The organism is Duganella sp. S19_KUP01_CR8 (genome assembly GCF_036688705.1).
GTDB lineage: Bacteria > Pseudomonadota > Gammaproteobacteria > Burkholderiales > Burkholderiaceae_D > Rugamonas.
Genome location: NZ_JAQQPR010000043.1, coordinates 13,569 through 34,211, shown reverse-complemented (window position 1 = coordinate 34,211; position 20,643 = coordinate 13,569). Strand labels below are relative to the sequence as shown.

General features: G+C 62.8%; 16 protein-coding genes. 9 read left to right on the top strand and 7 right to left on the bottom strand.

Features of this window, described 5'->3' with window-relative positions:
* The first annotated feature begins 210 nt into the window (after nucleotides 1-210).
* On the top strand, nucleotides 211-1,575 hold the full coding sequence (locus V6M89_RS28420) for a L,D-transpeptidase Cds6 family protein (protein ID WP_332856372.1): 1,365 nt from the start codon (nucleotides 211-213) through the stop codon (nucleotides 1,573-1,575).
* Nucleotides 1,576-1,679: 104 nt separating this feature from the next.
* Nucleotides 1,680-2,804: a L,D-transpeptidase family protein gene (locus V6M89_RS28415; protein WP_332856371.1), complete on the top strand. Its 1,125-nt coding sequence runs from the start codon at nucleotides 1,680-1,682 to the stop codon at nucleotides 2,802-2,804.
* 110 nt (nucleotides 2,805-2,914) lie between these two features.
* Here the strand turns inward: V6M89_RS28415 and V6M89_RS28410 are convergent, their stop codons facing one another.
* Nucleotides 2,915-3,460, bottom strand: coding sequence for an acyloxyacyl hydrolase (locus V6M89_RS28410; protein ID WP_332856370.1), 546 nt, complete (start codon nucleotides 3,458-3,460; stop codon nucleotides 2,915-2,917).
* Nucleotides 3,461-3,575: 115 nt separating this feature from the next.
* On the opposite strand from V6M89_RS28410, the gene V6M89_RS28405 reads away from it, so the two are divergent.
* Nucleotides 3,576-4,472 carry an NAD(P)-dependent oxidoreductase gene (locus V6M89_RS28405; RefSeq protein ID WP_332856369.1) on the top strand — a complete coding sequence of 299 codons (897 nt, stop codon included), beginning with the start codon at nucleotides 3,576-3,578 and terminating at the stop codon, nucleotides 4,470-4,472.
* On the opposite strand, the gene V6M89_RS28400 is transcribed toward V6M89_RS28405, so the two are convergent.
* Nucleotides 4,469-5,662 carry a M20 aminoacylase family protein gene (locus tag V6M89_RS28400; protein WP_332856368.1) on the bottom strand — a complete coding sequence of 398 codons (1,194 nt, stop codon included), beginning with the start codon at nucleotides 5,660-5,662 and terminating at the stop codon, nucleotides 4,469-4,471. The genes V6M89_RS28405 and V6M89_RS28400 overlap by 4 nt on opposite strands.
* 148 nt (nucleotides 5,663-5,810) lie before the next feature.
* On the opposite strand from V6M89_RS28400, the gene V6M89_RS28395 reads away from it, so the two are divergent.
* From V6M89_RS28395 to V6M89_RS28380, 4 genes are all read left to right on the top strand, one after another.
* Nucleotides 5,811-7,889 carry a molybdopterin-containing oxidoreductase family protein gene (locus tag V6M89_RS28395; protein ID WP_332856367.1) on the top strand — a complete coding sequence of 693 codons (2,079 nt, stop codon included), beginning with the start codon at nucleotides 5,811-5,813 and terminating at the stop codon, nucleotides 7,887-7,889.
* A gap of 9 nt (nucleotides 7,890-7,898) precedes the next feature.
* A complete protein-coding gene (locus V6M89_RS28390; protein WP_332856366.1) occupies nucleotides 7,899-9,026 on the top strand; it encodes an aminopeptidase in 1,128 nt (375 codons plus the stop codon).
* Nucleotides 9,027-9,216: 190 nt separating this feature from the next.
* The gene (locus tag V6M89_RS28385) at nucleotides 9,217-10,908 is read left to right on the top strand and encodes a long-chain-fatty-acid--CoA ligase (RefSeq protein WP_332856365.1); all 1,692 of its coding nucleotides are present in this window, start codon (nucleotides 9,217-9,219) and stop codon (nucleotides 10,906-10,908) included.
* Between the two features lie 3 nt (nucleotides 10,909-10,911).
* Entirely contained in the window at nucleotides 10,912-12,582 is a 1,671-nt protein-coding gene (locus V6M89_RS28380) for a long-chain-fatty-acid--CoA ligase (protein ID WP_332856364.1), read from the top strand.
* 99 nt (nucleotides 12,583-12,681) lie between these two features.
* Here the strand turns inward: V6M89_RS28380 and V6M89_RS28375 are convergent, their stop codons facing one another.
* From V6M89_RS28375 to V6M89_RS28360, 4 genes are all read right to left on the bottom strand, one after another.
* Nucleotides 12,682-12,978 carry a hypothetical protein gene (locus V6M89_RS28375; protein ID WP_332856363.1) on the bottom strand — a complete coding sequence of 99 codons (297 nt, stop codon included), beginning with the start codon at nucleotides 12,976-12,978 and terminating at the stop codon, nucleotides 12,682-12,684.
* Nucleotides 12,979-13,063: 85 nt separating this feature from the next.
* On the bottom strand, nucleotides 13,064-14,209 hold the full coding sequence (locus tag V6M89_RS28370; RefSeq protein ID WP_332856362.1) for a flagellin N-terminal helical domain-containing protein: 1,146 nt from the start codon (nucleotides 14,207-14,209) through the stop codon (nucleotides 13,064-13,066).
* Between the two features lie 219 nt (nucleotides 14,210-14,428).
* Nucleotides 14,429-15,217 (bottom strand): hypothetical protein, encoded by a 789-nt coding sequence (locus V6M89_RS28365; RefSeq protein WP_332856361.1) that lies wholly within the window; start codon nucleotides 15,215-15,217, stop codon nucleotides 14,429-14,431.
* Nucleotides 15,218-15,248: 31 nt separating this feature from the next.
* Entirely contained in the window at nucleotides 15,249-15,698 is a 450-nt protein-coding gene (locus V6M89_RS28360) for an acyl-CoA thioesterase (RefSeq protein ID WP_332856360.1), read from the bottom strand.
* 61 nt (nucleotides 15,699-15,759) lie between these two features.
* Here V6M89_RS28360 and V6M89_RS28355 point away from each other — a divergent pair, with 61 nt between their 5' ends.
* Both V6M89_RS28355 and V6M89_RS28350 read left to right on the top strand, forming a co-directional pair.
* Nucleotides 15,760-17,619: an ABCB family ABC transporter ATP-binding protein/permease gene (locus V6M89_RS28355; protein WP_332856359.1), complete on the top strand. Its 1,860-nt coding sequence runs from the start codon at nucleotides 15,760-15,762 to the stop codon at nucleotides 17,617-17,619.
* A gap of 14 nt (nucleotides 17,620-17,633) precedes the next feature.
* On the top strand, nucleotides 17,634-19,052 hold the full coding sequence (locus V6M89_RS28350; protein WP_332856358.1) for a M20/M25/M40 family metallo-hydrolase: 1,419 nt from the start codon (nucleotides 17,634-17,636) through the stop codon (nucleotides 19,050-19,052).
* Here the strand turns inward: V6M89_RS28350 and V6M89_RS28345 are convergent.
* Entirely contained in the window at nucleotides 19,049-20,620 is a 1,572-nt protein-coding gene (locus V6M89_RS28345; protein WP_332856357.1) for a family 43 glycosylhydrolase, read from the bottom strand. The genes V6M89_RS28350 and V6M89_RS28345 overlap by 4 nt on opposite strands.
* Nucleotides 20,621-20,643: the final 23 nt, after the last annotated feature.

The window sequence follows — 20,643 nt, the reverse complement described above, 5'->3', positions numbered from 1 at the left end:
GTGTGAAAGTAGGTTATCGTCAGGCTAGTTATATAGAAGAACCCCACCAAGTGATCTTGGTGGGGTTTTTCGCATTTCCGGGTACTATTTTTTGTGACAAAAGAGGCATATAAGATACAAGCTAGATTTTGATCTAGGGAAACGAAAGGTGTACCATGTGTGCTTTCGTGCTTGCTTCATACCTCAATGAAAAATAAGACAGCTCCAACTATGCTGTACCGTGCCCTGGCGTCCGCCGGCATCGTGGTAACCCTCTTCGCGCTTGCGCCTGCGCGCGCCGATGAGATGGCCGACGTTAGCAAACTGGCCAAGGCCGGCAAGTTTGTCGAGGCACTGAACAAGACCAACGAATACTTGAACAAGCACCCATCCGATCCGCAAATGCGCTTCATGAAGGGCGTGCTGCTGACCGAGCAAAACAAGTCGGATGAGGCGATCGCAGTGTTCACCAAACTGACCGAAGATTACAAAGACCTGCCGGAACCTTATAACAACCTGGCCGTGCTGTACGCGGCCAACGGCCAGTATGACAAGGCACGCGTGTCGCTGGAAAAAGCGATCCGCACCAATCCGAGCTATATGACGGCGTATGAAAACCTGGGCGATGTCTACGGCAAGATGGCCAGCCAGGCCTACGACAAGGCGCTGGCGCTCGGCTCGAACAATGCTCCGCCGGCCAAGTCCAAGTTGACGCTGCTGCGGAACTTCTCCAGCAGCACCGGCGCCAAGTTCGGCGCGCCGGAGATCGCCGCGCCAGCGTCGGCATCCGCGCCTCAGCAAGTGGCCCAAGCGGCTGCACCACGCGCCACTGCCAATGCTGCGCCGCCGCTGATTTCGCAAATTCCTGCCGATACCGGCAAGTCGACTACCTTGCAACGCATACCGGCTTTGTCGGTGACGCCGCCCGCACCGTCGCCGACGCCAGCACCAGCAGTCAAAGTGGCCGCAGCGCCAGCGCCAGCGCCTGTGCCAGCACCAGCGCCGGTTGCCGCCAAGCCAGCCGCGCCAGCACCTGCGCCTACGCCGGTTCCAGTCAAGCCTGCAGCACCAGCGCCTGCGCCGGTGCTGGCCAAGGTTGAACCGCCGAAGCCGGCGCCTGTGCCAGCACCAGCACCAGCGCCAGTCAAGGCTGCGCCGGTGGTGATCGCCCAGGCCGAACCGGCCAAGCCGGCCAAAGTGGAGCCACCGAAACCTGCCAAGCCAGAACCGGAAAAAGCCGCCAAGCCGGATACCTCCGAGCGTGATGCGGTGCTGGCCCAGGTCCACGGCTGGGCCAAGGCCTGGACGACGCAGAATGTTGATTCCTACCTCGGCTACTATAGCCAGGAGTTCGAGCCGCCTAAAGGTTTGTCGCGCAAGGCCTGGGCCGATGAGCGTCGCGCCCGCATTGAAGGCAAGGGCCGCATCCACGTCGAAGTGGGCGGACCGGAAGTGGTTGTGACCGGCAATACGGCCAAAGTGACCTTCCGCCAGACCTATGAATCGGACCGCCTCACCGCCAGAAGCCGGAAGACGCTCGTGCTGGTCAAAAATGGTGGAAAATGGCAGATTAAGCAGGAAGCCTCGGGTAGCTGATGTCACACTTTAGATTTTCGCAACGCTGGCGTGCCAGTGGGTTGCTTTGCGTCCTCCTTCTCAGCGTGTTGGGAGGGGCGACCAGTTACGCCGCAAAAAAGCCGGTGCGGGCGCCGGTCGTCCGTAAAGCCAATCCGGAAGAGCTGCTGTCCGATATTTACAAAGAGCTGTCCCAGCACAACCTGCGTGTCGCCCAGCAGAAGGCCGATGCGCTGGTGGTCGCCTATCCCAATTTCCGACTGGGCCATCTGGTCCGCGGCGATATCCTGCTGATGCATACCCGCGCCGTGAGCGTGCTGGGCGCGGCCGTGCCGGCGGGCGAAGCATCCAAGCTGGCCGACCTGCGGCGCGAAGCGACCGTGCGCATGCAGGCCGAGCCTGGCCGGCCGTCGGCGGCGCTGCTGCCGCGCGCGCTGATGCAGATGCGCAAGGACCAGAAGCATGCGCTGATCGTCGACGCCAAGCATTCGCGCCTTTACTTGTACGAGAACCGCAACGACCAGATCCGCCTGCTGTCCGACTTCTACGTCAGCCAGGGCAAGCTGGGCATCAACAAGCTGAAGGAAGGCGATATGCGCACGCCGGTCGGCGTGTACTACATCATCGGCCACTTGCCTGGCGTGAAGCTGCCCGACATGTACGGCAAGGGCGCGCTGCCGCTCGATTATCCGAACGACTGGGACAAGGCGCAGGGCCGCAGCGGCTCCGGCATCTGGGTGCACGGCACGCCGCCGGAAACCTTCAGCCGTCCGCCGCTGTCGACCGACGGCTGCGTGGTGGTCAGCAACGACGACCTGAACACGCTGACCCGCACGGTAGAAATCGGCAAGACGCCGATCCTGATCGGTGACCAGGTCGAGTTCGTCAGCAAGGAGCAAATGGAGCGCGACCTGCGGGTAGCCAGTGCGCTGGTGGAAGCCTGGCGCCGCGATGTCGAGAATCGTGACGACGCCGGTTTGCGCGCGCTGTATTCGCCGCGCTTCAAGTCGGCGGCCGACGAGGATGTGAATGCCTGGCTGGACAAGAACCGCTTCCTGCCCGGCGCCAAGAAGATCAGCGTGACCGTGACCCAGCCGAGTTACTTCCGCCAGCCTAGCCAGGAAGAAGTCATCGTCAGCAATTTCACGCAGCAGATCGTGGTCGGCAAATACCGCCACGCGGTGCGCAAGAAACAGTACTGGGCCAAGGAAGGCAAGAGCTGGAAGATCGTCGCGGAATCGAACGTCTAAAATAAAAACAACGGGGTCAAGTCTGACATTCGGACACGAGCTCTACCGTAGCGGTCGTTACGGTAGAGCTCGTGTCCGAATGTCAGACTTGACCCCGGGTTGTTTTTCGATCAGAAGTGGTAAGCCGCTTTGATTTCGACGAAGTTGACGCCGGTGTTAGGCTTCTTGTAGCCGCCGTTCGAGAAGTGCTGGATCTTGCCGCCGATTTCCCAGTTGTTGTCGAACACGTAGCCGATGCCGATGTGGTCGCCGAACTGGAAGTGGGTCGATAAACGGTATGTATCGTTATCGTACAGCTTGGACAGGCGGTGCACGCCAATGCCGCCTTCGTAGTAGATGCCCTTCTTGTTGTCGTTCTCGAAGCGGAACACCGGCGTGAAGCCTACATCCCACAGGTGGGCGGTGTTGCCCGAAATATTCTGGTACTGGCTTTCTTTCCACAGACCGGCGCTGGCTTCCCAGTAGCCGCTCAGGTGCGTGCCGTTCGATTGGAACCAGCGCGCGCTCCAATCCTTGGCGGCGCTGAACCGCACCATTTGTACCTTGGCGGCGTTGCCATAATCGATGGCCACGGAATCGATCAGTTTGTCATCGGCAAATGCGCCCTGTGCGGCGATCAGTGCTACTGCTGCTGCAATCATTTGTTTCGCGAACATAGTATCCTTGCAATGTAAATGCCATATCTCATATTTATACGGCTGTCGGGATTGTACCGGGGTTCGTGGAATAATTCCGACGAGGCTGTTATTTTGATCATCTCAGGAGTTGGAATTGTCTACGCGAATCGCCTTTCTCGGTATTGGCTTGATGGGAGACCCGATGGTGCGGCGCCTGCTGGCGGCCGGCCACGCGGTGACGGTCTGGAACCGCACCTTTGCCAAGGCCGCCGCGCTGGCGGATGCCGGCGCGTATGCGGTGGCGGTGCTGGCCGATGCGGTGCGCGATGCGGACATCGTCATCTCCATGCTGGAGGCAGGCCCCATCGTCGGCGCCGTGATGCGTGAGGCCTTGCCGGCGCTGGCGCCGCGCGCCTTGTGGGCGGACATGAGCTCGACCCGCCAATCGGAAGCGCAGGAGTTCCACGCGCTGCTGGCTGAACAAGGCCGGCGCTTTGTCGACGCGCCGGTGTCCGGCGGCGTGGGCGGTGCGGCGGCCGGTACGCTGGCCATCATGGCCGGCGGCAGCGCGCAAGATTTCGCCGAGCTGGAGCCGGTGCTGGCGGCCATGGGCCGGCCGACATTGGTGGGCCCGGCCGGCAGCGGCCAGGTGGCCAAGCTGTGCAACCAGCTGATCGTCGGCGCCACCATCAACATCGTGGCCGAGGCCATGCTGCTGGCGCAGGCGGCCGGCGCCGATCCGGCGGCGATGCGGGCGGCGATACGCGGCGGTTTCGCCGAGAGCAAAATCCTCGACGTGCACGGCCAGCGCATGCTGGAGCGGAATTTTGTCGCCGGCGGCCAGGTGAAGACGCAGCTGAAAGACCAGCGCAACATCCTGGCGGCGGCGGAAGCGGCGGGCATCACCTTGCCGGTGACGCAGCTGGTGACCGAGCGCTATCAGGCGCTGGTGGAGACGGTCCCGCAGGCCGATCATTCGGCGGCCCTGCTGGGACTGGAAGCCCTGAATCCCGGACAGCGCGTCGGCACCGCCCCGGACAAGCTGGCTTAAGCGAGCGGCAGGCTCTTCTCGGCCAGGCGCACCCAGAAGCTGGCGCCGATCGGCAGCAGGTTGTCGTTGAAGTCGTAGCTGCCGTTGTGCAGCACGCACGGGCCGAGGCCGTGGCCGCCATCGCGGTGGTCGCCTTCGCCGTTGCCGATGAAGACGTAGCAGCCCGGCTTGGCTTGCAGGAAGAACGCGAAGTCTTCCGCGCCCATGGTCGGCTCGACCTGGTCGTCGACCTTGTCCGCGCCCACCACCGACTTCATCACCTCCACCGCGAACCTGGTCTCGGCCGGATGGTTGACCAACGGCGGATAGTTGCGGCGGAACTTGAAGTCCACCTCGGCGCCGAACGCGGCCGCCGTGTGCCGGGCGATCTCGCCCATGCGCTGCTCGATCATGTCCAGCACCGGCTGGGTGAAGGTGCGCACCGTGCCGACCAGTTCCGCTTCGTCGGGGATCACATTGGTGGCGCTGCCGGCGTGGATCTGGGTGATCGACAGCACGGCCGTGTCCAGCGGACTCTTTTGGCGGCTGATGATGGTTTGCCAGCTCTGGGCGATCTGCACCGCCACCATCACCGGATCGATGCCCTTGTGCGGCTGGGCCGCGTGTGCGCCCTTGCCTTTGACGGTGACGTAGAACTCGTTACTGGAGGCCATCATCGGTCCCTCGACCACGCTCATCGTGCCGACCGGCGCGCCCGGCCAGTTGTGCATGCCGTAGATCGCGTCCATCGGGCATTGATCGAACAGGCCGTCCTCGATCATGCGGCGCGCGCCGGCGCCGCCTTCCTCGGCCGGCTGGAAAATGAGGTACACCGTTCCGTCGAAATTGCGGTGCTCGGCCAGGTGCTTGGCCGCGCCCAGCAGCATGGCGGTGTGGCCGTCGTGGCCGCAGGCGTGCATCTTGCCCGGATGGCGCGAGGCGTGGGCGAAGGTGTTCACTTCCTGCATCGGCAGCGCGTCCATGTCGGCGCGCAGGCCGATGGCGCGCTTGGAGCTGCCGTGCTTGATGATGCCGACCACGCCGGTCAGGCCCAGGCCGCGGATCACGGGGATGCCCCATTCGCTCAGCTTGTCTGCGACGACGTCGGAGGTGCGTTTTTCTTCGTAGCACAGCTCGGGATGGGCGTGCAGGTCACGCCGGATTTGCTGTATTTCAGATTGAAATGCAATGATGGGGTCAACTAGTTTCATCTGCTTCTCCAATATCGGGTTCGCTTGCCTTTTGGGCATCGAGAACAGCCATTGTAGCCCTTGTCGTGCAAACAAATCCAGAGTGGGGAGTATCGTCGCCGTATCGATTACCATACTGCTTTGCATCCACGTTTTTTAGGCGTTAGACATGACAACCACACAAGTCCGCGCGACCTGCCCGCACGACTGCCCCGATACCTGCGCACTACTGGTGACGGTGGAGGACGGCGTGGCCACCGCCGTCAAGGGCGACCCCGACCATCCGACCACCGCCGGCGTGCTGTGCACCAAGGTGGCGCGCTACACCGAGCGCACCTACCATGAAGACCGTTTGCTGTATCCGCTGCGCCGCGTCGGCAAGAAGGGCGAGGGCAAGTTCGAGCGCATCAGCTGGGACGAGGCGCTGGATACCATCGCAGGCAAGCTCAAAGCAATTGCCGCGCGCGCTCCGCAAGCGATCCTGCCGTACAGCTACTGCGGCACCATGGGGCTGGTGCAGGGCGAGTCGATGTCGTCGCGCTTCTTCAACCAGATCGGCGCGTCGCTGCTGGACCGCACCATCTGCGCGACGGCCGGCGCCACCGGCTACAAGTACACCATCGGCGCTTCGATCGGGATTGACCTGGAGCAGTTCCAGAACGCCAAGCTGATCCTGATCTGGGGCGGCAATCCGATCGCCTCCAACCTGCACTTCTGGACCCGCGCGCAGGAAGCCAAGCGCAATGGCGCCAAGCTGATCGCCATCGATCCCTACCGCTCGCTGACGGCGGAGAAGTGCCACCAGCACATCGCGCTGCTGCCCGGCACCGACGCCGCGCTGGCGCTGGGCCTGATGCATGTGCTGATCGCCGAAGACCTGCTCGACCACGACTACATCGCGCAGCACACGCTGGGCTACGAACAACTGAAACAACGCGCGGCCGAATGGACGCCGGAACGCACCGCCGAAACCTGCGGCATCAGCGTGGCCGAAGTGGTCGACCTGGCGCGGCTGTACGGCGGCATGGCGCGCGCCGGCGAGCCGGTGGCGATCCGCGCCAACTACGGCGTGCAGCGCGTGCGCGGCGGCGGCATGTCGGTGCGCAGCATCGCCTGCCTGCCGGCGTTGGTGGGCGCGTGGCGCCATGCGGCCGGCGGCATCCAGTTGTCGTCCAGCGGCTCCTTCCCGACCAACAAGGCGGCGCTGCAACGGCCGGACCTGCTGAAGAGCCAGCCGCGCACCATCAACATGACCACCATTGGCGACGACCTGCTGCGCCCGACGTCGGCGGAGTTCGGGCCGGAAGTGGAGGCGGTGATCGTCTATAACGCCAACCCGCTGGCGATCGCGCCGGATTCGGCCAAGGTCATGGCCGGCTTCGCGCGCGAGGATTTGTTCACCGTGGTGCTGGAGCATTTCCAGACCGACACCGTGGACTACGCCGACATCGTGCTGCCGGCCACCACGCAGCTGGAGCACGTCGATACGCACACCGCCTACGGCCACCTGTACATGATGGCCAACAACGCCGCCATCGCGCCGATGGGCGAGGCCAAGGCCAACACCGAGATCTTCCGCCTGCTGGCGGCGCGCATGGGCTTTGACGATCCCTGCTTCCAGGAAAGCGACGACCAGCTGGCGGCCATGGCCTTCAATGCGCAGGACGTCCGCGCCGTCAACTTCGATTGGGAATCGCTGAAGCAGAAGGGCTGGCAGAAGCTCAACGTGCCCGAAGCGCCGTTCGCGCACGGCGGCTTCCCCACGCCGTCCGGCAAGTGCGAGTTCTATTCCGCCGAGATGGCGGCCGACGGACTCGATCCGCTGCCCGCGTATCTGCCGCCGTATGAATCGGTGGCCAGCAACCCGGAACTGGCTAAACGATATCCGCTGGCGATGATTTCTCCGCCGGCGCGCAACTTCCTCAACTCCACTTTCGTCAACGTCAAGAGCCTGCGTTCGGCGGAGGGCGAGCCGCACCTGGATATCCATCCGGCCGACAGCGCGGCACGCGGCATCGCCGACGGCGACATGGTGCGCATCTTCAATGACCGCGGCACCTTCATCGCCAAGGCGCGGGTCACGGACAAGGCGCGCGCGGGCCTCGTTGTAGGCTTGTCAGTGTGGTGGAAAAAGCTAGGCAGGGATGGTAAAAACGCCAATGAGGTTACCAGCCAACAGTTGACTGATATGGGCCGCGCACCAACTTTTTACGATACACTGGTACAAGTCGAAAGAGTCGCTGCTTGAAGGTAATGTATGCGCAACTTAGCCCGCCGAATTGTCCGCGCCAGATACTGGGTCGCGGCGGGCTGCGCAGCAATCTTGCTGGCTGGTTGCGCTCAACTCAAGTATTACATGCAAGCCGCCCAAGGCCAGTATGCGCTGTGGTCGGACGCCCGTCCGATTGAAGACTGGCTGGGCGATCCGTCCACCGACCCCCAACTCAAGGCCCGCCTGGAAAAAGCGTTGTTGATACGCCGCTTCGCCGTCAAGGAATTGGGCCTGCCCGACAACGCCAGTTATAAAAACTACGCCGCGCTGACGCGCCCCTTTGTGCTGTGGAACGTGGTGGCGACGCCGGAGCTGTCGCTGCGGCCGATCCAGTGGTGCTTCCCGATCGCCGGTTGTGTCAGCTATCGCGGCTACTACAGCAAGGAAGACGCGATGGCCTACGCCGACGAGCTGCGCAAGGAGAACGACGACGTGCAAGTCGGCGGCGTGCCGGCGTACTCTACGCTGGGCTGGTTCAGCGATCCGCTGCTGTCGACCTTCATCAACTATTCCGACGCCGAGCTGGCGCGCATGGTGTTCCACGAGCTGGCGCACCAGGTGGTGTACGTGCAGGGCGATTCGCAGTTCAACGAAGGCTTCGCGACGGCGGTGGAGGAGGCCGGCGTGGCGCGCTGGCTGGAGCTGTACGGCACCGATCCGATGCGCGAGGCCTACACTCGCTACAACGCGCGCCGCCAGGACTTCCTCGAACTATTGGTGCGCCACCGCAAAATGCTGGCCGACACCTACGCCAGCAAATACAGCACCCGCCACAAGCGGGCCGAGAAGGCGCGCATCTTCGCCCACCTGAAAACCGAGTACCAAAAATTGAAGGACAGCTGGGGGGGCTACGCCGGCTACGACCGCTGGTTTGCCGAGCCGCTGACCAACGCCCACCTCAGCGCTGTGGGAACTTACCACGATTTTTTGCCCGCCTTCCGTTCATTGCTAAAGCAAGAACGAACGTTCGTGCGATTTTATGGTGCAGTGCAAAAATTAGCTTCTCTTGATCTAGTTCAACGTCAGCAGCAGCTGCAGCAACTGGGTCGCCCGGTAATGCTCAACGCGGAGAGCGCCAAGGAGCCGGACGCCGCGCCGGAAGGCATGCATTGATGTTGCGATGCAACATAAAAAGCCGTTAGAAGCCGCGTTCAAATATGGTTAAATGCGCTTGCGTCTGAGCTTGCTGCCCGATAGCATCGTCATAAGTAGGCTCCGGAAGTTCGCATAGACGAATCCCCCGACCCTGAACCGGCACTGTGCGCCGGACCTTACAACGATAATTCGAGACACGAGGCACAGGATGGAAAAAATCTGGTTGAAGTCGTACCCGCCCGGCATGCTGACCGAGATCGACACGAGCCAATACCGCTCGCTGGTCCAGCTGATGGAAGAATCCTTCCACAAGTTCGCCGACCGCAACGCCTACGTCTGCATGGACAAATTCCTTACCTATGCCGAAGTGGATGCCTATTCCAAGCGCCTGGGGGCCTGGCTGCAAAGTCGCGGCATGAAGAAGGGGGCGCGCGTCGCCGTCATGATGCCGAACGTGTTGCAGTATCCGATCGCCATCGCCGCCATCCTGCGCGCCGGCTACACGGTGGTCAACATCAACCCGCTGTACACGCCGCGCGAACTGGAGCACCAGCTCAACGACTCGGGCAGCGAAGCCATCCTGATCCTGGAAAATTTTGCGACCACGCTGGAGCAGGTGCTGGGCCGCACGCAAGTCAAGCACATCGTGGTGGCCAGCATGGGCGAGATGCTCGGCGGCCTCAAGGGCGCGCTGGTCAACTTCGTGGTGCGCAGCGTCAAGAAGATGGTGCCGCCGTTCTCCTTGCCGAACGCGGTGCGCTTCAAGGACGCGCTGTCGCAAGGCGGCCGCATGAAGCTGACCCCGGTGTCGCTGGAACCGACCGATCCGGCCTTCCTGCAATACACGGGCGGCACCACCGGCGTCTCCAAGGGCGCCACGCTGACGCACCGCAACCTGGTGGCCAACCTGCTGCAGAACGAGGCCTGGTCCAAGCCGGCGCTGGGCAATGTGACCGAGCAGATCACTATCGTCTGCGCCCTGCCGCTGTACCACATCTTCGCGCTGACCTGCTGCGCGATGTGGGGCACGCGCGTCGGCGCACTGAATATCCTGATCCCGAATCCGCGCGACATCGGCGGCTTCATCAAGGAGCTGAGCAAATACAAGTTCAACATGCTGCCGGCGGTGAACACGCTGTACAACGCGCTGCTGAACCACGCCTCCTTCGGCAGCCTGGACTTCTCGGCGCTGAAGATCTGCAACGGCGGCGGCATGGCGGTGCAGCAGGCCGTCAACGATAAATGGCTGAAGGTGACGGGTGTGTCCATCATCGAAGGCTATGGCTTGTCCGAGACGTCGCCGGTGGCTACCTGCAACCGCGCCGACAGCTCGGCCTTCACCGGCACCATCGGTTTGCCGGTACCGTCGACCGACATCGCTATCCTCGATGACGACGGCAATGAAGTGGCGCTGGGCCAGCCGGGCGAGATCGCGATCCGCGGTCCGCAGGTGATGGCCGGCTACTGGAAGCGTCCGGACGAAACCGCCAAGGTCATGACGGCCGACGGCTATTTCAAATCCGGCGACGTCGGCGTGATGGACGAGAACGGCTTCGTGAAGATCGTCGACCGCAAGAAGGACATGATTCTGGTGTCCGGCTTCAACGTTTATCCGAACGAGCTGGAGGGAGTGATCGCGCTCCATCCGGGCGTGCTGGAGTGTGCGTGCATCGGCGTGCCGGACGAGCACTCGGGCGAAGCGGTCAAGGTGTTCGTGGTGCGCAAGGATCCGAACCTGACGGTCGAGCAGTTGATGGCGTATTGCAAAGAACAATTTACCGGCTATAAAAAGCCAAAATATATCGAGTTCCGCGAGGAGCTGCCCAAAACCAACGTCGGGAAAATCCTGCGGCGCATGCTGCGCGATGAACCACCCGGCCAGAACAAGAAAGCTGCGTAAGACATGGAAAAAATTTGGCTGAAGTCCTACCCCGAAGGTGTGCCCGCTGAGATCGACAGCACGCAGTACCGCTCGGTGACGCACCTGCTGGAAGAATCGTTCCGCAAGTTTGCCGACCGCAACGCCTACGTCTGCATGGACAAGTTCGTCACTTACGGCGAGCTCGACAAGCTGTCGCTGCAAATGGGCGCCTGGCTGCAAAGCAAGGGTCTGAAGCCGGGCGCGCGCGTGGCGATCATGCTGCCGAACGTGCTGCAATATCCGGTGGCGATGGCGGCCATCTTGCGCGCCGGCTACACGGTGGTCAACGTCAATCCGCTGTACACGCCGCGCGAGCTGCAGCACCAGCTGGTGGACTCCGGTTCGGAAGCGATCATCGTGCTGGAAAACTTCGCCACCACGGTGGAGCAGGTGGTTGCGCACACCCAGGTCAAGCACGTGATCGTCGCCACCATGGGCGACATGCTGGGCGCGCTGAAGGGCACGCTGGTCAACTTCGTGGTCCGCAACGTCAAGAAGATGGTGCCGTCGTTCTCGCTGCCGAACGCGGTCTCGTTCAAGCAGGTGCTGGCCGAGGGTTCGCGCCTGACGCTCAATCCGGTCAAGCAGGGCCATGACGATATCGCCTTCCTGCAATACACCGGCGGCACCACCGGCGTGTCCAAGGGCGCCGTGCTGCTGCACCGTAACATCATCGCCAACGTGCTGCAGAACGAAGCCTGGCTGCAATTCAAGCCGCAGGCCGAGCAGCTGGTGTTTGTGTGCGCGCTGCCGCTGTACCACATCTACTCGCTGACCATCAGCTCCTTCATGGGCATGCGCATGGGCGGCCTGAACCTGCTGGTGCCGAATCCACGCGACATTCCCGGCTTCGTCAAGGAGCTGGCCAAGTACCGCGTGGCCGTGTTCCCTGCGGTGAACACGCTGTATAACGCGCTGCTCAATAACGCCGAGTTCGCCAAGCTGGACTTCTCGTCCTACTCGATCTGCAACGGCGGCGGCATGGCCGTGCAACAGGCCGTGGCCGACCGTTGGCTCAAGCTGACCGGCACGCCGATCATCGAAGGCTACGGCATGTCGGAAACCTCGCCGGTGGCCACCGCCAACCGCGTCGACATCAAGGAATTCACCGGCACCATCGGCTTGCCGATTCCATCGACCGACGTCTGCATCCTGGACGACGACGGCAACGTGCTGCCGCTGGGCGCGACCGGCGAGATCGCCATCCGCGGCCCGCAGGTGATGGCCGGCTACTGGAACCGTCCGGACGAAACCGCCAAGTCGATGACGGCCGACGGATTCTTCAAGACCGGCGACGTCGGCATCATGAACGAGCAAGGCTTCACCCGCATCGTCGACCGCAAGAAGGACATGATCATCGTGTCCGGCTTCAACGTGTATCCGAACGAAGTGGAAGGCGTGGTGGCCTCGCATCCGGGCGTGCTGGAAGTGGCGTGCATCGGCGTGCCGGACAAGAACTCGGGCGAAGCCGTCAAGCTGTTCGTGGTGCGCAAGGACCCGAACCTGACCGCCGAGCAGCTGCTGGACTTCTGCAAGCACGAACTGACCGCCTACAAGAAGCCGAAGTACATCGAGTTCCGTGATGAGCTGCCGAAGACCAATGTCGGCAAGATCCTGCGCCGTCAGCTGCGCGACGAAAAAGTCGCAGCGTAATAAAAACAACCCGGGGTCAGGTCCCCCATTATTTCATGAGCTCGGTTATTTAACCGAGCTCATGAAATAATGGGGGACCTGTCCCCGGATCTGTTTTATCTAATGATGTTCGAAACGCGGTCCTTTCTTGATGCAAGCGAGCCGCTTGTCCCTCATGGCGGCGGCCAGTCGCTGCCGCACTTCATGATCGTGATCGATATATCCTTCGACGTTGGCCTTGCGGGCGCAATCGGCCCAGTGCTGGTCGTCGACGTCTTGCAGCCTTTCAAACTCGGCCAGTGACAGCATGACCACGGGGTCGTGGTCAGGCTTCTCTACGACGATGGTCTGCGTCAGAGCCCGGTGCAAATAGCTATCCAGCTCTTGCGCAATATCACTTTCTGTTACTTTCAACATGTAGCGCCTCCATACGGTGATGGTCTAGCCAGTATAGGCGGTGTCGGCCTCGATTCAAGCGCTAACCAAACCGGGCTGCCGCGCCTTATTTCAGCAGCGACATCAGCATCGTCGAGATGCTATGGCTGTCCCGCAGCACCACGCTGCCCGCCTTCATCAGCATTTGATTGGACAGCATCTCGGCGCTTTCCTGCGCGAAATCGGTGTCCATGATGCGGCCGGTCGCCCGAACGGTATTGGCGCTCGTATTGGCCAGATTGTTGTCCGAATGGTTCAGGCGACTGACGGCGGAGCCCAGGCTGGAGCGCACGCTAGCGACCGCGTCCAGCGCCAGTTGCAGCTGGTCGATGGTGGTGGCGGCCACCGACGCGAGGACGAGGTCGGTACCTCGGCCTTTGACCTGGACGCCGAAGGTGTCGTAGGTGGTCGAGGCCGCGTGCAGGGCGGTATGCATATCGCTTAGCAACGGGGTCAGGTTAAATTCCATCGTCTCGCTGGCGGAGGCGCCTATCTGGAACCAGACCGCGTTTGAAAACTTGCCATTGACGGCCACCACCAGCGCTACGGCGGCGGCATAGTCCTGGGCGTCGGTGGCGGCGACGGCGGCGACGCCGGAGCTTGCCGCCGCCGCCGTGGCCGTGGCCAAAGCGGCGGCGAGCGCCACCTGCGTGGCCTGCGTCGATCCGGCGGCGTCGGCGGCGGCAGCGGCATTGTAGGCGCCCATGGCGGCGGCGTGCGCGGCGGCGGCGTTGGCGGCGTTGGCGACGGCGTTGGCGGTCGCGGCGATCACGCCAGCCCGCTCCGCCACCGTGTCGCCTTGCAGCAACTTGCTGCCACCGAAGGTGGTCGTACTGGAAATATTACTCAGTTCATGACTGAGCGCGGTGTATTCGGCCTGCATCGCATCGCGGTCGGTGGCCGTGGCCGAACCGTCGGCGGCCTGGATCGCCAGGTCCTTCATGCGGATCAGGATAGTGGTGCTCTCGTTGAGTGCGCCGTCCGCCGTTTGTAGGATGGAAATGTCTTTTTGGATATTGCTTCGCGCTACCGTCATGCCATGGGTCTGCGCGACCAGCCGGGTGGCGATCTGCAGGCCGGCCGCGTCGTCCCGCGCCGAGTTGACGCGGTAGCCAGTGCCCAGTCGTGTCATGGCGGTCGCCGTCCTGCTCTCCGTGCGGAACAGGGCGTTTTGCGCGGACAGCGAGGCGGCGTTGGTGTGTAGGCTCAGCATGCGGCGTCAGATGCGGTGTCGGGCTCGTCCGGGTGCATCGCGGACGAGGGCGTGTGTTCGAATACGATGGCCGCGACGAAGTCTTCGCCGTGTTCATGACGAAGATCAACTTTACCAGTTGTGTTCTTGCTTGTGGCGATCCTATAGCTCTACGGAAAAAATCGTCGGGCGCGCGGCAACAGGTGCGTCGGCTCCCGAGGTGGAAGGCGGCAGATCCGTTCACGGTCCGCCGCGCTCTTCAATCCCGTATTTGAGTTTGAGATTCTGCAACTGGAGGCGCTCGCGTCGCAAAAAAGCGTCGAATTCGTTCAACACCTCGGCGTGGCGCAGTGTCGACAGGCTAAAGTCGCTGCGGGCGTGCGGCAGCCCCGGATCGAACACCAGGCCACCCGGCGTTTTCAGCTCTTTCGCCAGCAGGTAATTGGCGACATCGACATTGATGTACACGGCATCGATATGATCGGCCAGCGCGTGCCTCAACAAACCATCGAAGCCATTGCTGGTGCTGAGCGTGATAGCCTTGCTGTCGATCGCGGGTAGATAGGGCCAGGGGGTAAATCCCAGCACCGTGCCCAGCGACTTGATCTGGCGCAGCGAGCGCCCCTTGTGTTTGGGCAGCACCATCGCCCCCTCTTCGGAGGTGACCAGCGTCGCGCTATAATGGATCGTGGCCGCGCCGCGCAAATCTTCCTTCCACCTGGGGTTGTCGGGGTATTTGAAATCAAGCGTGCGCTCCTTCAGGAACGCGACATACAGGCGGTTGACGGGCAAGGGAACGTAGCGGAAGGAATAACCTTTCTCCTTGGCGAACATGTCCAGGACCTCGCGCGCGAAACCGCCAAAGACATTGCCATTGCCGGTCGTATGCAGGGGATAATATTGCAAGTCCTCGACCCCGATCGTATAGCTTTTGGCTGCTTCGACATCCGCCGCAGCCGCGCTGGCCATGGCGATCGCCAACAGGAGCGTCATCGCCCGGCGAGCCAGCACTGTGTTTGGATGTTCCAAGCTAGCCCCCCTTGTTGCGTGCCGCGCCGGATCAGGAGCGGATCAGCGTTTCGATCGGCGGCACCTTGCGCGGCTTGCGGTCCGAATCGGTGGCGACGTAGGTCAGCGTGGCCTCGGTGACCTTGACGGTGCAGGCCTGCAGGCGATTGCGCTCGGCATACACCTCGACGTTGACGGTAATGGATGTATTGCCAACCTTGACAATATCAGCATAAAACGACAGCAGGTCACCCACGAACACGGGGTTCTTGAACACGAAGGAGTTCACCGAGATGGTCGCCACGCGGCCGTTGGCGCGGCGGGTGGCCGGCAGCGAGCCGGCGATGTCGACCTGGGCCATGATCCAACCGCCAAACACGTCGCCGTAGACGTTGGCGTCGGACGGCGCCGGCATCATGCGCAGTTCCGGCATTTTCCCGGCGGGCAGGCCGCGGTTGACGGTTTCGGCTTTGATGGAGGTGGGATTTTCTGGGGTGGTCATCGTGAATTCTCTTGAAGGGCTACAATTACCGGGATTGAACCATAAAAAGCCGACAACCGCCATGCGACGTACTACGTACTCCCCGAACACCCCGCCAGCCAACGCCAGCCATGCCGCCGCCCCGCGCAGCGACATGGCGACGCTGAAAACTCTCTTCCCCTACCTGTGGGTCTACAAATGGCGCGTGCTGCTGGCGCTGGGCTGCCTGATCGGCGCCAAGCTGGCCAACGTCGGCGTGCCGGTCGTGATGAAGAGCCTGATCGACAGCCTGAGCATCTCGCCATCGCATCCGCAGGCGCTGCTGGTACTGCCGCTCGGCGCGCTGGCGGCCTACGGCGTGCTGCGCGTGTCGACCACCTTGTTCACCGAGCTGCGCGAGTTCCTGTTCGCGCGCGTCACGCAGCGCGCCGTGCGCACCATCGCGCTGCAGGTGTTCCGTCATCTGCACGCGCTGTCGCTGCGCTTCCACCTGAACCGCCAGACCGGCGGCATGACGCGCGATATCGAACGCGGCACGCGCGCGGTCGGTTCGCTGATCTCCTACACGCTGTTCAACATCCTGCCGACGCTGGTGGAGATCACGCTGGTGCTGGGCTACCTCGTCACGCACTACGACATCTGGTTCTCGGTGATCACCTTCGTCGCGCTGGTGACGTACATCTCCTTCACCATCTTCGTCACCGACTGGCGCACGCACTTCCGCCGCACCATGAACGACCTGGACTCGAAGGCCAACACCAAGGCCATCGATTCGCTGATCAACTACGAGACCGTCAAATACTTCGGCAACGAGGACTATGAAGCGAAGCGTTACGACGAAGGCTTGCAGCGCTACGAAGCGGCCGCCGTCAAATCGCAGACCTCCCTGTCGCTGCTGAACACCGGGCAGTCGCTGATCATCGCCACCGCCGTCACGCTGATCCTGTGGCGCGCCACGCAAGGCGTCATCGACGGCAAGATGACCCTGGGCGACCTGGTGCTGGTGAACTCCTTCATGATCCAGCTTTACATACCGCTCAACTTCCTCGGCGTGATCTACCGCGAGATCAAGCAAAGCCTGGCCGACATGGAGAAGCTGTTCTCGCTGCTGGACCAGAACCGCGAAGTGGCCGACTCGCCGGACGCGCAACCGCTGGTCACGCATGGCGCGCAGGTGCGTTTCAATCATGTGGACTTCAGCTATGAATCCAAGCGCCAGATCCTGTTCGACGTGGACTTCACCATCGCGCCGGGCACGACGACGGCGGTGGTGGGCCACAGTGGTTCGGGCAAGTCGACCTTGTCGCGGTTGCTGTTCCGCTTCTACGAAGTCAACGCCGGCGGCATCACCATCGACGGCCAGGACCTGCGCACGGTCACGCAGGACACGCTGCGCCACGCGATCGGCATCGTGCCGCAGGATACGGTGCTGTTCAACGACACCATCGAATACAACATCGCCTACGGCCAGCCCGGCGCGACGAAAGAACAGATCGTGGCGGCGGCGCGCGCGGCGTCCATCCACGACTTTATCGACAGCCTGCCGGACGGCTACGAGACCATGGTCGGCGAGCGCGGTCTCAAACTCTCCGGCGGCGAGAAGCAGCGCGTGGCGATCGCCCGCACGCTGTTGAAGAATCCCGCCATCCTGATCTTCGACGAAGCCACGTCCGCGCTGGACTCCAAGGCCGAGCAGGCGATCCAGGCGCAGTTGAAGGAAATCGCCAGGAGCCGCACGACGATGGTGATCGCGCACCGCCTGTCCACGGTGGCGGACGCGCAGCAGATCCTGGTGCTGGACCACGGCCGCATCGTCGAACGCGGCACGCACCAGTCGCTGCTGGCGGCGGACGGCTTGTACGCGCAGATGTGGCAACGGCAGCAGGCCAAGGCCGATGAAGAATTGGCGTCGTCCCCCGACGACGTCGTTGATGCAGTCTAAATAAGGAAGCGACTATGAAGTCTCGTTTTGCGCTGGGTGCGGTAACTGTCTTGATGGCTTGTGTTCAGAACGCGTATGCCGACCCTACGGAACCGCAGTTCCGCGCCCTGTACAAGGAGCTGGTCGAAACCAATACCACGCTGTCTGTGGGCAGCTGCACGCTGGCCGCCGAGCGCATCGCAGCGCGATTGAAGACGGCGGGCTTTGCCGACTCCCAGTTGCACCTGTTCGCCGATCCGGCGCATCCGAAGGAGGGCGGTCTGGTGGCCGTCCTGCCGGGCAGTGACCCGAAGGCGAAAGCCATCCTGCTGCTGGCGCACATCGACGTGGTCGAAGCCAAGCGTGAAGACTGGGTGCGCGATCCGTTCACGCTGATCGAGGAAGACGGCAAGTTCTACGCACGCGGCGCGCTGGACGACAAGGCGCAGGCTGCCATCTGGGCTGACACGCTGGTGCGCTTCAAGAACGAAGGCTATGTGCCGCGCCACACGCTGAAGATGGCGCTGACCTGCGGCGAGGAAACCGGCGGCGCCTTCAACGGCGCCGAATGGCTGACCAAGAACCGTCGCGAATTGATCGACGCCGGCTTCGCCATCAACGAAGGCGCCGGCGGCGAGCTCGATGCGGCAGGCAAGCGCGTATCGATGACGGTGCAGGCGGGCGAGAAGGTGTCGCAGAACTATCGCCTGGAAGTGATCAATCGCGGTGGCCACAGCTCGCGTCCGCAGAAGGACAATGCGATCTACCACCTGGCCGGCGCATTGAAGAAGATCGAAGGCTACACCTTCCCGATCCAGTTGGCCGACGGCAGCCGTGGCTACCTGACCGGCATGTCGAAGATCCAGGCGGCCGAGGGCCACAAGGATGTGGCGGCGGCGATGCTGGCGGTGGTGAAGAATCCCAAGGACGCCAAGGCGGTGGCGCTGGTCTCCGGCCGCGACACCAGCTGGGGCGCGATGCTGCACACCACCTGCGTGGCGACCATGCTCGACGCGGGCCACGCCACCAACGCGCTGCCGCAGCGCGCACGCGCCAACATCAACTGCCGCATCTTCCCGGGTGTGACGCAGGAGACGGTGCGCGAGACGCTGGTCAAGGCGATCAACGATCCGGCGGTGAAGGTGGAAACGCTGGAAATCCGCGGCGAGAATTCGGCGCCGCCGGAGCTGACGCGCGCCATCATGGATCCGGTTGAAAAGCTGACCGCCAAGATGTGGCCCGGCGTGCCGGTGCTGCCCATCCTGCAATCGGGCGCCACGGACGGCCAGTTCCTGAACGCGGCCGGCATTCCGACCTACGGCATCAGCGGCATCTTCCTGACGCCGGACCTGGGCAACATCCACGGCCTGAACGAGTACATCGGCGTGCAGTCGCTGATGGAAGGCCGTACCTTCCTGTACGACCTGGTGAAGGTCTACGCCGGCCAGAACTAAGCCAGCGCGCGGTACTGGAAGTCCCGCATCCGTACAGCGCCTTCGCCGGCGCTGTACACCGCCGGCTGCAAACTAAGGAAGCCGCCGAACACGTTGTGGTGCATGCCGGAGGTCTCCATCTGCCACGGATGCTGTATCCATTTGCCGTCGTCCAGCGCGTAGAAGAAGGTCACGATGTGCCGATCGTTCCTGACGCGGATGCGCACCGTGGATGCCTTCACGGCTTCGCGCATCCAACTCTGCTCGCTGGCGTACTGGTAGGTCAGCATGTGCGTGGCGCTGAAGCCGACACCAACAAACATATGCTCGTTGTAGTGCAGTAGCAGGCCGCCATGGCCTTTGCCGCTGATCTCAAGCGTGACGCTGGCTTCGTAAGCGTGGTCGCCAACGATGCAGGACAGCGGCGAGCAGTCGGCCGGCGATGTGCCCTTGCCCGCGATGCTGACCGATCCCTGTTCAAAACGTACGCGCTTCATCTCGTCCGGTCCCGGATTGAAGAAGCACCACTGCACGCCGAATTTGTTCTTCGTGAAGTCGTCCGATTTGGCGAAGCCTGCTTGAACGGCTGTGCCCTTCTTTGGCTTCGGCAGCGGCGACGACAGGTCGCCGCCCTTAGGCTTGAACCAGCCGTCCGCCGTCCATTCGATCGGTTCGAGCAGCGCCTGGCGGCCGAGGGTGCGGTAGCCGTTCTCGTAGCCGTGGTAGACCATCCACCAGTCGCCGGCCGGGCCTTCGACCAGCGTGGCGTGGCCGCGCGACCACCACTTCTCTTCGGCGCTTTTGGTGCGCACCAACGGATTCTGAGGGCAGTTCTCCCATGGCCCGTGGATGGAACGCGAGCGCGCTGCGATCACCATGTGGCTGGTCGGCGGGCCGGAGGTGCCTCCCACCGCCAGCACCAGGTAAAACCAGCCGTTGCGGCGCAACAGCTTCGGTCCTTCGGGCGCGAACATCTCCACCACCCAGTCGGATGGATAGCGCCACGGTTCATAGACTTTTTCGAGCGTGCCGACGGTCGCCAGGCCGTCGTCGGTCAGGCCGATGCGGCGCACGCCGTTGACGAACAGGTAGCGCTTGCCGTCCTCGCCGACCGCGTGGCCGGGATCGATGGCGTCGATGTGCAGGTCGATCGGATCGCTCCACGGGCCGCGGATGTTGTCGGCCCAGATGACGAGGATGCTGCCTTTGCCGTTCGGGGTGGCGGGGATGTAGATGAAATAGCGGCCGTTGTGCCTGACGAGGTCCATGGCCCAGACGCTGCCGATCGGTTTGGTCAGGGCAGGGCCGATCGGCTCCCAGTTCACCAGGTCGCGCGAGTGCCAGAGGATGATGCCGGGGTAGGACAGGAAAGACGAAAACGTCATGTAGTAATCGTCGCCGTCCTTGAGGATGGTGGGATCGGGATGGTCGCCGGACAGGATGGGGTTGAGGTAGGTGCCATTGCCCAGGTCCGCCTTGCGCTGGCCTTCGATGCCGCGTCCCCAGGTGGGTTTGGCGCCGGCCGCCAGCGGTGCCAGCGCGGCGCCCGACAGCAGCGTTTTCAGCGCTGTGCGTCGTGTTGATTTCATGTTGTCCCCGCGTGTAGGTATCG